Annotated in this window: 2 protein-coding genes; both read left to right on the top strand. The window is 74.2% G+C overall.

The annotated features are described in order from the left end of the window. Positions 1–40: 40 nt before the first annotated feature. Positions 41–6,490 carry an amino acid adenylation domain-containing protein gene (locus tag ACIRPU_RS35670; RefSeq protein WP_403874839.1) on the top strand — a complete coding sequence of 2,150 codons (6,450 nt, stop codon included), beginning with the start codon at positions 41–43 and terminating at the stop codon, positions 6,488–6,490. Then, positions 6,487–12,633, top strand: a complete 6,147-nt coding sequence (locus ACIRPU_RS35665) for an amino acid adenylation domain-containing protein (protein WP_403874837.1) — start codon at positions 6,487–6,489, stop codon at positions 12,631–12,633. Before ACIRPU_RS35670 ends, ACIRPU_RS35665 begins: the two co-directional genes overlap by 4 nt. Positions 12,634–12,695 lie beyond the last annotated feature (62 nt).

The raw sequence follows: 12,695 nt of genomic DNA, 5'->3' as shown, positions 1-12,695 counted from the left end.
CGGTGCTCCCGACCGCCGTAGCTCCGACCGAGGTGGAGTCATGTCTGCTGCCCAGCACACTTCGCTGCCGTTGACGGCAGCCCAGAGCGGGGTCTGGTTCGCGCACCAGCTGAATCAGAATTCTCCCGTCTACAACGTCGGCGAATTCGTGGAGATCCACGGGCCCGTCGACGGGGACATATTCGAGACCGCCCTGGAGCAAGTGGTCCGCGAGGCCGAAACGTTGCACATCCGGCCGACGGAGGAACGCGACGGCCCTCGGCAGGTGCTCGGCGCCGCGTCAGGCCCCCGGCTGACCCGGGTGGACCTGTCCGGCGAGGACGAACCGGAGGCGGCGGCGCGCGCGTACATCGCCGCGGATCTGGCGCGCCCCGTCGACCTGGCCCACGGGGACCTGTTCGCGTACGCCCTGATCAGGCTGGCGGACGACCGCTACTTCTGGCACCAGCGCTACCACCACCTCGTCGTCGACGCGTTCGCGGCGGCGGCCGTCACCGCCCGCGTGGCCCGCGTCTACACCGCCCTGGCCGTTGGCGAGCCGACCGACGAGGGCGCTTTCGCGCCGTACACCGCACTGCTGGACGGAGAGACCGCCTACCGCCACTCCGAGCAGTACGGCAAGGACCGGGCGCACTGGACCGAGCGGTTCGCCGACCGGCCCGACGAGATCGCCACCTTCGCCGGCTCCGGAGGCGCCGCGCCGCCCTCGGACACGTTCCTGCGCCACCTCACGCGCCTCTCGCCCGAGGTTTTGGACAGCCTGCGCGCCACCGCCCGAGCCTCCCGCACGACCTGGTCGGCGGTCGTCGTCGCGGCTGTCGCCGCGCATCTTCATCGGGTCACCGGAATACGTGACATCACTCTCGGAATTCCGGTCTCCGCCCGCCATGGAGCCGAGGCCCGGAACGTGCCGGGAATGGTGTCCAACGAACTGCCGTTGCGCGTCAGCATTTCCCCGGAGATGACGGTCGGGGACGTACTGCGCAATGTCTCAGGGGAACTCAGGAAGCTGCTGCGCCACCAGCGTTATCCGTATGGGGATCTGCGTCGTGATCTGCGTCTGCTCGACGAGGGGCGGCATCTTTTCGGCCCCATGATCAACATTATGCCCTTCGATTTCGACGTCACGTTCGCCGGGCACCCCATCACCGTTCACAACATGTCCAACGGACCGGTCGGCGACCTCACCCTCTCCGTCTACGAGCGCTCCGACGGCAACGGGCTCCAGTTCTCGTTCGACGCCAACCCCGCGCTCTACGAGGCGGGTGAACTGGCCCGGATCCAGGAGCGCTTCCTGACCTTCCTCACCGCCATGGCCACGGCGGACCCCGCCTTGCCCCTCGGCCGTCTGGACACCCTGACCGGCCCGGAGATCGAGGCGACTCTGTCCGGCACCGGCGAGCCGCCGCGCTCGATCGCCCCCGCCACCGTCGCCGACCTGTTCGCCGCGCAGGCAGCCCGCACCCCCGGCGCCCGCGCCCTGGTCTCCCCCGGCCGCACACTCACCTTCCACGAGCTCAACGCGTCCGCCAACCAGCTGGCCCATCTCCTGGCCGGTCTCGGCGTCGGACCCGAGCAGTGCGTGGCGCTGGCTCTCCCGCGCGACGCCGACACGGTGGTCGCGATGCTCGGTGTCCTCAAGGCCGGCGCCGCCTACGTCCCGCTGGACCCGGACCACCCGGCCGAGCGCACCCGGCAGATCCTCGCCGAGGTCGACCCGGCGCTGATCCTGACCACCGCCGACCTCAGCGACGCCCTCCCCCGGGGCGACGACGCCCGGGTGCTGCTCCTCGAGGACGCCGGGCTCGGCCTGCCCGGACTGCCCGACACCGACCCCACGGACGGCGACCGCACCCGGCCCCTGCTCCCCCGCCACCTCGCCTACGTCATCCACACCTCCGGATCCACCGGCCGGCCCAAGGGCGTCGCCGTCGAACACCGCAGCCTGAGCAATCTCTACGAACACCACCGGCGCGTCTTCATCGAGCCCGCCGTGGCGGAGGCGGACGTCGAGCGCTTCCGGGTGGCGCTGACCAACGCGTTCGTGTTCGACGCCTCCTGGACCGCGCTGCTGTGGCTCGTCGCCGGGCACGAGCTGCACGTCGTCGACGACGCGACCCGCCGGGACGCCGGGGCGCTCGCCGACTACGCCGACCGGCACGCCATCGACCTGCTCGACACCACGCCCACCCACGCCCGTCAGCTCCTGACCGCCGGGCTCCTGGAGGGCGCGAACCGCCCCCGTGTGCTCGTGCTCGGCGGCGAGGCCGTCCCCGACGACCTCTGGACCCAGCTGCGCGCCACCCCGGGCCTGACCGCCCGCAACGTCTACGGGCCGACCGAGTGCACCGTCGACTCGATGTACTGCGACCTGCGCGCGGCGGCCTCCCCCACCGTCGGACGCCCCGTCGACAACCTGGGCGCCCGCGTCCTCGACAGCGCCCTGCGCCCCGTCGCGGACGGGGCCGTGGGAGAACTCTTCCTGTCCGGCGCCGGACTGGCCCGCGGCTATCTGGGCCGGGGCGCACTCACCGCGGAACGGTTCGTCGCCGATCCGTTCGGCTCTCCCGGCGAACGGATGTACCGCACGGGCGACCTCGTCCGCCGCGGCCCGGACGGTCTCCTGGTCTACGTGGGCCGGGCCGACACCCAGGTGAAGCTGCGCGGCTTCCGCGTCGAGCCCGGGGAGATCGAGTCCGTCCTCGCCACCCATCCGTCCGTCGCCCAGTGCGGGGTCGTGGTGCGCGAGGACCGGTCGGGGGTACGCAGGCTCGTCGCCTACGTCGTGCCCGCCCCCGGTGCCGGCGTGCCGGAGGCCGGAGCGCTGCGGGAGCACCTGGCCGCGTCCCTTCCGGAGTACATGGTCCCGGCCGGCTTCGTCGCCCTGGACGCGCTGCCCCTGACCCACAACGGAAAACTCGACCGCTCGGCCCTGCCCGCCCCGGAGATCACCGCCGCGGCCGACAGCCGCGCGCCCCGCACCCCCGTCGAGAAGACGCTGTGCGCCCTGTTCGCCGAACTCCTCGACGTGCGCCGGGTCGGCATCGACGACAGTTTCTTCGCCCTCGGCGGCGACTCCCCACTGGCCGTTCGGCTGGCCGCGCGGGCCCGGGAGAGCTCGGTCGTCATCGACCCCCGGGACGTGTTCCGGCACAAGACGGTCGCCGGGCTCGCCGAGGTGGCGCGCGGTCCCGAGCCGAGCCGTCAGCCGCCCGTCCGCTCCCGCCGTCCGCTGGTCGCCCTGGACGACGACGAGCGCGCCGCCCTCGCCGTCGCCCACCCCGGGCACACGGGCGTCCTGCCGCTCACCCCGCTCCAGGAGGGCATGCTCTTCCACGCCCAGTACGAAGGCGCGGACGGCGAGACGGCCGCCGTCGACCCCTACATAGCGCAGACCGCGTACGAACTGTCCGGCCCGCTGCGCCCGGACCGGCTGCGTGCCGCCTGCGACGCGCTGCTGGCCCGGCACGAGTGCCTGCGAACGGCCTTCATCCCGACCGCGTCCGGTGGGGCCGTCCAGGTGATCACCGGGGCGCACAGCGTGCCGTGGACCGAACTGGACCTGACCGGCCTGCCGGCGGACGGTCAGCGGGAGCGGATCGCCCGCGAGCTGACCGCCGACCGCGCGCGCTCCTTCGACATGGCCGCCGCGCCGCTCGTGCGCTTCCTGCTCGTGCGTCTGGACGCCGAGCGGCACGTCCTCGTCTTCACCGGCCACCACATCGTGCTCGACGGCGCCTCGCTCGCCCTGGTGCTGGACGACCTGCTCGACGAGTACACGGGCGAGGACCTCGGCGCACCGGCCCCCCTCGCCCTGCGCGACTACGCGGAGTGGCTCGCCGCGCAGGACGAGCAGGCGGCCGGGGAGGCGTGGGCCACCGCGCTGGACGGCGTCGGGGAGCCGACGCTGGCGGCGCCCGACGCGGACCAGGGCAGGGCTCCCGTCCTCGCCGAGCACGTCCGGGTGACGCTCGATCCGGCGCGCACCGCCGCGCTGACCGCCACCGTCCGGGCCCACTCCCTCACGCCCCACACCGTCGTCCAGGCCGCGTGGGCGGTCACCCTGGCGCAGCTGACCGGCCGCGACGACGTCGTCTTCGGCACCACCGTCTCCCTGCGCCCGGCCGAACTCCCCGGCGTCGACCGGCTGGCCGGTCTGCTGATCAATACCGTGCCGGTCCGGGTGCGGCTCGACGCGGCCGAACCGCTGGAGCGGCTGCTCGCCCGTGTCCAGGACGAGCAGTCCGCGCTCATGCCGCACCACCATGTGGGCCTCGCCGCCCTGCGCCGGCACACCGGGCTCGACCAGCTCTTCGACACCTCCACGGTCTTCGAGAACCACGCCGGTGGCAGCGCGGCCGTCCGGGAGCGGGCCGGGCTGACGGTGCGCACCGCCGACAGCTACGGCGCCACGCACTACCCCCTGACGCTCATCGCCGAACCGGGCGAGCGGCTGACCCTGCGGCTCGCGTACCGCCCCGATCTCGTCGACCGCGCCACCGCCCAGGCCGTCGTCGCACGCACGGCCCGCTTCCTGGAGGCGTTCACCGCCACCCCGCACGCCCCGCTCGCCGCCGTCGACCTGCTCTCTCCCGCGGAGCGCTCCCGCGTACTGCACGAGTGGAACGCGGCCGTCACACCCCCGTCGGACAGCGCGATCCACCGGCGGTTCGCCGAACAGGCGGCGCGCACACCCGACGCCGTCGCGGTCACCGGCGCCGTCGGCACCCTCACCTATGCCGAACTCGACTCCCGGGCCGACGCGTTGGCCCACCGGCTGCTCGCTCTCGGTCTGCGGCCCGAGGAGCGGGTGGCCGTCCTGCAGGAACGCTCGCCCGAGCTGATCGTCTCCCTGCTGGCCGTGCTCAAGGCGGGCGGCGCGTACATGCCGCTCGACGCCCGCTCCCCCGCCGACCGGCTGCGCGCGATGACCAGCGGCACGCGGGCCCGCATCCTGCTGACCGACCGCGCGTCGAGGGCCATGGCGCAGGACCTCGCCGCCGGGCAGCTCCTGGTCGTCGACGAACCCGGCCCGCCCGTGTCCGACGCCGCCGGCCCGCTCCCCGAGGTCCGCGCCGACCAGCTCGCCTACGTCCTGTTCACCTCGGGCTCGACCGGTGAGCCCAAGGGCGTCGGCGTGACCCACCGGGCCGTACGGGACCTGGCCGGGGACAGCGCGTTCGCCGCCGACGCCCACCGGGCGGTGCTCCAGCACTCCACCCAGGCCTTCGACGCGGCGACGTACGAGATGTGGGTGCCGTTGCTCAGTGGCGGCCGGATCGTCCTCGCGCCGCCCGGCCAGCTCGACGGGCCGCTCCTGGAGCGGCTGGTCGCCGAGCACGGCGTGACCGCGCTGTGGCTGACGGCGGGGCTGTTCCGGCTGCTGGCCGAGGAGTCGCCCACCAGCTTCGGCGGGCTGCGGGAGGTGTGGGCGGGCGGCGACGTCGTCCCCGGTCAGGCCGTCCGTGCCGTCATGAGCGTCAACCCGGACCTGGTCGTCGTCGACGGCTACGGCCCCACCGAGACCACCGTGTTCGCCGCGCGCCACCGGATGCGCGCCGAGCGGGACGTACCGGCGACGGTGCCCATCGGGCGGCCGCTGGACGGCATGCGCGCCTATGTCCTGGACAGCGCGCTGCGGCCCGTACCGCCCGGCGTCGCCGGTGAACTGCACCTGGCCGGCGCCGGACTGGCCCGCGGCTACCTGGACCGTCCGGCGGCGACCGGCGAGCGTTTCGTCGCCGACCCCTTCGGGGCTCCGGGCGGACGCATGTACCGCACCGGCGACCTGGTCCGCTGGAACGACCGGGGTGAGCTGGTCTTCCTCGGCCGCGCGGACGACCAGATCAAGATCCGCGGGTTCCGCGTCGAGCCGGGTGAGATCGAGGCCGCTCTGGCCCGGCACCCCGCGGTGGCCCAGTGCTGTGTGGTGGCCCGCGAGGACGCTCCCGGCGTCAAACGGCTGACCGCCTACCTCGTGCCGCCGCCCGGTGTCCAGGCGCCGACGGCCGCCGAACTGCGCGCCCATCTGGCCCCGTTGCTGGCCGACTACCAGGTACCCGCCGCGTTCGTGACGCTGCCCGGCCTGCCGCTGACCCGCAACGGCAAGATCGACCGGCGTGCCCTCCCCGCCCCCGCCGTCACGGCCGACGCGGCGGGACGCGCCCCGGCCGGCCCCCGCGAGGAACTCCTCTGCGCCCTGTTCGGCGAGATCCTCGGCCTCGACCGGGTCGGTCCCGACGACGGCTTCTTCACCCTCGGCGGCGACTCCATCCTCTCGGTCCGGCTGGTCGCGCGGGCCCGCAGGGCCGGACTGGTCCTCACCGCCAGGGACGTCTTCACGCACCGGACGGCCGCCGCGCTCGCCCTGGTCGCCCAGGACGCCGCCACGCAGGCCCCCGTCCGGGCCGAGGAAGCCGAACTACCGCCGATCGCCCTGCACGACGACGAACTGGCCGAGCTGATGGCCGAATGGGAGTCCGCCCAGTGAACGCGACGCCGAGCACCGCGCCCCGGTCGACGACCGGCAACCGCCCCGACCTCGACATCCTGCCGCTGACGCCCCTCCAGGAGGGCATGCTCTTCCACGCCCTGTACGACGACGAGGGCAGCGACGTGTACACCGTCCAGACCTCGATGGAGCTGACCGGCCCGCTCGACCGGGACGCCCTGCGGACGGCCTGCGAGACCGTGCTGACACGGCACCCCGCGCTGCGGGCGGGCTTCCTCCAGCGCGGGACGGGACGGGCGGTCCAGATCGTGCCGCGCGCCGTCGAGGTGCCCTGGGCGGAGGACGACCTGAGCCCACTGCCCGAGGCGGAGCGGTCCGCCGCGCTCGACCGGATCACGGCCGAGGACCGGGAGCGCCGCTTCTCCCTCGCCGCTCCGCCGCTCGTGCGGTTCCGGCTGCTGCGCACGGCCGCCGACCGGCATGTCCTGCTCCTGACCAACCACCACATCCTGCTGGACGGCTGGTCGCTCCCGCTGGTGCTGCGCGATCTGTTCGAGCTGTACGACCGGGGTGGCAGCGCCGACGGGATGCCGCCCGCGCCCTCCTTCCGCCGGCATCTCGCCTGGCTGGCCGGACAGGACCGGGAGGCCGCCGAGCAGGCGTGGCGCACGGCCCTCGGCGACCTGGACGAACCCACCCTCGTGGCGTCCGCCGGGGCGGGCGACGGCCCGTCCGCGTTCCCTCGGCGCGTGGTCACCCGGCTCACGGAGTCGCTGACCGCGAAGCTGACCCGGTTCGCCCGATCGCGCGGTCTCACGGTCAACACCCTGGTGCAGGCCGCCTGGGCGTTGTCGCTGGCCCGGACGACCGGCCGCCAGGACGTGGTCTTCGGGGCGACGGTCTCGGGCCGGCCGGCGGAACTGCCGGGCGTGGAGGAGACCGTGGGTCTGTTCATCAACACCGTGCCGGTCAGGGTGCGCCTGGACCCCGCCGAACCGTTCGACGCCCTGCTGGAACGCGTCCAGGAGGAACAGGCCGCTCTGCTCCCGCACCATCACCTCGGTCTCGCCGACATCCAGCGGTCGGCCGGTCTCGGTGACCTGTTCGACACCGCGGTCGTCTTCGAGAACGCCCCCTTCGACCAGGAGGCGCTGGACAGGACCTTCGGCGGAGTGCGCGTCGCCCTCCTGGAGGACACGGCCGCCACGGGCACGACGCACTACCCGCTCAGCCTGGTGGCCGTACCCGGACGGCGGTTGCGCCTCGACCTCAGCCATCGCGCCGACCTCGTCGACGAGGCGTCCGCGCGGCGGCTGGTCCGCGGTCTGGTGCGGATCCTGGGCGCCCTGGCCGCCACCCCCGAACTGCCGTGCGGCAGCGTCGGCGCGCTCGACGCGGAGGAGTGGGCGGCACTGTCGGCCGCCGGCACCGGACCGGCCGTCCCGCACCCGGCCACCACCCTGCCCGAGCTGTTCGCCGCGCAGGTCGCGCGCACGCCCTCGGCCCCTGCCGTCGTCTTCGAGGGCTCGACCCTGACGTACGCCGAACTCGACGAGCGGGCCACCCGGCTGGCGCACGTCCTGCGCGCCCGGGGAGCCGGATCGTCCCGGATCGTCGCCGTCGCCCTGCCCCGGTCCTCGGACCTGCTGGTGACGCTGTACGCCGTGCACAAGGCGGGGGCCGCGTATCTGCCGGTGGACCCGGACTATCCGCCGGACCGGGTGCGGTACATGCTCGACGACGCCTCCCCCGCCCTGGTGGTCACCCCGGAGGTCTACGGCCGGCTGGCCGAGGAGGCCGTGACCGACGGCGGGGAGCTGCCGCGCGTGGACCCTCGGCAGCCCGCCTACATGATCTACACATCCGGTTCGACCGGCCGCCCCAAGGGGGTGCTCGTCCCCCACCAGGGCATCGTCAACCGGCTGCTGTGGATGCAGTCCGCCTACGAACTGACGCCCGCCGACCGGGTGTTGCAGAAGACGCCGTCGAGCTTCGACGTGTCGGTGTGGGAGTTCTTCTGGCCGCTGATCACCGGCGCCGCACTGGTCGTGGCCCGGCCCGAGGGGCACAAGGATCCCGCGTACCTGGCGGAGCTGATCCGGCGCGAGCGCGTGACGACGCTGCACTTCGTGCCGTCGATGCTGGAGTCCTTCCTCCGGACCCCGGCGGCCGCCGAGTGCACGGGTCTGCGGCGGGTCATCTGCAGCGGCGAGGCGCTCCCCGCCTCCCTCGCCGACCGCTTCCACGACCTCTTCGACGCCGCGGGCACCGAACTCCACAATCTGTACGGCCCCACCGAGGCCTCCGTCGACGTCACCCACCGGCGCAGCCACCGCGGCACGCGCACCGCCTCCGTGCCCATCGGCCGTCCGGTCGACAACACCGGCGTCCACGTCCTGGACGCCGGTCTGCAACCGGCCCGCGCGGGCGTTCCCGGCGAGCTGTACCTGACGGGCGTCCAACTCGCCCACGGGTACCACGGGCGGCAGGCGCTGACCGCCGAACGCTTCGTCGCCGACCCGTTCGGCCCGCCCGGCTCGCGGATGTACCGCACCGGGGACATCGTGCGCTGGACCGAGGACGGCGAACTCCTCTACCTGGGGCGGGCCGACGACCAGGTGAAGATCCGCGGCTTCCGCATCGAGCTCGGCGAGATCGAGTCCGTCCTGGCCCGTCACCCGTCCGTGGGCACCCCGGCGGTCGTCGTCCGCGAGGACCGGCCCGGGGTCAGACGCCTGGTCGCCTACGTCGTCCCGGCGGACCCGGCAGGCGCTGCCGGGTTCGACGCCGAGGAGCTGCGCGCCCACTGCGCCGACGGCCTGCCCGAGCACATGGTCCCGCAGGCGTTCGTACCGCTGGCGCGGCTTCCCCTGTCGCTCAGCGGAAAGCTCGACCGCAAGGCGCTGCCCGCCCCCGCGTTCACCGCCGTCGGCGGAAGGACCGCCGAGGGCCCGGTGGAGGAAACGCTGTGCGCGCTCTTCGCCGAGGTGCTCGGTGTGCCGGGCGTCGGACCGGACGACGGCTTCTTCGAACTCGGCGGCGACTCCATCCTGTCCATCCAGCTCGTCGCCGGAGCCCGCCGCGCCGGACTGAGCCTCACCCCGCGCGACGTGTTCCGACACCGCACGGTGGCCGCGCTCGCCACGGTGGCCACCCCGGTCGGCACGGCGCCCGCCCTTGAGCCCGACGACGCCGGCACCGGGCCCGTCCCGGCCACGCCCATCGTCCACTGGCTGCGCGAACAGGGCGGGCCGGTGGCCGGGTTCCACCAGTCCATGCTGGTGCGCGTCCCGGCCGGGCTGCGGGAGAAGGACCTGCTCACGGCTCTTCAGGCGGTCCTCGACCGGCATGACGCGCTGCGTCTGCGGCTCGGCGCCGACAGTGCGGACGACGGTGCCGGCCGGTGGACGCCGGAGGTCGCCGCGCGGGGCGCCGTGCGGGCCGCGGACTGCCTCACCCGGCACCGCGACCCCGACGCGACCCTCGCGGAACTGGGCGAGGCGGCACGGCGCGAACTGGACCCCCACGGCGGCCGCGTCCTGCGGGCCGTATGGCTCGACCGCGGCGAGACGGAGCCGGGCCGCCTGTTGCTGCTGGTGCACCACCTCGCCGTGGACGGCGTGTCCTGGCGGATCCTCCTGCCCGACCTCGCGGCGGCCTGGCGGGCGGCGGTGGCGGGACAGGACGCGTTCGCCGCGCTGGATGCGGTGCCGACCTCCCTGCGCACCTGGTCGCACCGGCTCACCGAGGCCGCCCACTCCCCGGCGCGCGTGGCGGAACTGTCGCTGTGGCAGGAGGTGTCGGCCGCCGAGGACCCCTCGCTGACCGCCCGCCCGCTCGACCCGGCCCGCGACGTCTACGCCACCCGCGAGGACATCACCCTGACCCTGCCCGCCGAGGAGACGGCCGCGCTGCTGACGGCCGTGCCCGAAGCGTTCCACGCCGGGATCGACGACATCCTGCTGACGGCTCTCGCACTGGCCGTCGCCCACTGGCGCGGACCGGACCGGCCCGGTGGCGTCCTCGTCGACCTGGAGGGTCACGGCAGGCAGGAGGAGATCGCCCCCGGCGTCGATCTCTCGCGCACGGTGGGGTGGTTCACCGCCCTGTATCCCGTACGTCTCGACGCCCGGGTCACGGACTGGCACGACGTGTGGGCCGGCGGGGCCGCTCTCGGCCGTGCCGTCAAGACCGTGAAGGAACAGCTGCGCGCCGTACCGGACCGGGGCATCGGCTACGGCCTGCTCCGCCACCTCAACCGCGACACCGGCCCCCTGCTCGCCGACGGCCGCACCCCGCAGCTCGGCTTCAACTACCTGGGCCGCTTCGCCGCGGGCGGCACGGCCGACTGGGAGGCCGCCGACGAGACCGACGCCGTCCTCTCCCCGGCCGACCCCGGGATGCCGCTGCCGCACGCCGTCGACCTGAACGCCGTCACCGAGGAGCGCCCCGACGGGCCCCGCCTGGTCGCCAACTGGTCCTGGCCCGGCGAACTGCTCGACGAGGCACGCGTGCGCGAACTCGCCGACACCTGGTTTCGGGCGCTGCGCGCCCTCGTCGCGCACACCGCCGTTCCCGGCGGAGGCGGTCTCACCCCGTCCGACCTCGGGGTCGTGGCCGTCGCCGACGAGCGGATCGGCCAGGACGAGCTCGACGCGCTCGAGACTCGCTGGGCCCGGCACACGGTGACCGATGTGCTGCCTCTTACGCCCTTGCAGGAAGGGCTGTTGTTCCACGCGCTGTACGACGAGGAGACGGCGGACGTCTACACCGTGCAGCTGGCCCTCGGGCTGGACGGCCCGCTCGACCGTGACGCCCTGCGGACCGCCTGCCGGGACCTGGTCCGCCGGCACGCCCCGCTGCGCACCGCCTTCGACACCCTCCTCTCCGGCACACCGGTGCAAGTGGTCCTGCGGGACGTGGAACCGTCCTGGGCCGAACACGACCTCTCCCCCGTCTCCCCCGTCGCGCGGGAGGCCGAGCGGACGGAGCTCCTCGCCGCGGACCGAGGCACCCGGTTCCCGCTCACCGGGCCCTCCCTCGCCCGCTTCGCCCTCGTACGGGAGACGGCGGAGCACCACACGCTGATCCTGACCGTCCATCACCTCCTGCTCGACGGCTGGTCCCTGCCCGTGCTGCTGCGCGATCTGTTCGCCCTGTACGAGGCCCGGGAGAGGGGCGCGGAGCAGCTGCCCAGGCCGCTGCCCGGGGCCACCGTGCGCGACCATCTGGCCTGGCAGGCCGGGCAGGACCGGGACGCCGCGGAGAAGGCCTGGCGGGACGCGCTCGACGGGCTCGACGGACCGACCCTGCTCGCACCGCACGCCGCACGCGGGGGCACGCCGTTGCTGCCCGAGCGGGTCGTGACGGAGCTGACCGAGTCGGAGACCGCCGCGCTGACCGAGCTGGCCCGCACGCTGCGGGTCACGCTCAACACCGTGCTCCAGACGGCCTGGGCGCTCGTCCTGGCCGAGACGACGGGACGGCGTGACGTGGTCTTCGGCGCGACCGTGTCCCTGCGTCCCCCGGAGCTCCCCGGGGTGGAGGACGGGGTCGGGCTGTTCATCAACACGGTTCCGGTGCGGGTGCGTCTGGCGGACGGCGAACCACTGGAAGACCTGCTCGCCCGCGTACAGGACGAGCAGTCCGCCCTCGCGCCGCACCACCACCTCGGGCTGCCCCGCATCCACGCGCTGGCCGGCGGCGCCCCGCTCTTCGACACCTCGACCGTCTTCGAGAACTACCCCGCCGGCAAGGACGAGGTACGCGCCGCGGACGTACGGCTGTCCGGTCTGGAGGGCCGGGACGCCTACCACTACCCGATGACCGTCATGGGCGTGCCCGGCGACCGGCTCCACCTGCAACTCCGTTACCGGCCCGACCTCTTCGACCGGGACACCGCCGAGCGTCTCGCGGCCGGGCTCCGGCGGGCGCTCACCGGGCTCCCCGGCCGGCCGGCTCCCTCCAAGGGTCCCGTGGACGCCGTACGCGCACTGTTCGCCGAGGTCCTCGGTCTCGAACACATCGGCCCCGACGACGACTTCTTCGCCCTGGGCGGCGACTCGCTCCGCGCGCTGCGGCTCGCGGGCCGCGTCCGCGCCCTCGGCCTCGATCCGCGGCTCCCGGTGCGCGCGGTCTTCGACCGGCCCACCCCTCGGACGCTCGCCGGACGCCTCGGCTGACCGAGGAGTCCCGTCCGCCGGCACGGGCGCCCGCCCCCGTCGGCATCCCCCTCTCACGACAC

The organism is Streptomyces sp. NPDC102259, assembly GCF_044766465.1.
GTDB lineage: Bacteria > Actinomycetota > Actinomycetes > Streptomycetales > Streptomycetaceae > Streptomyces.
Note: the sequence above shows the minus strand (reverse complement) of the source record. Positions and strands in the feature narration are given on the sequence as shown.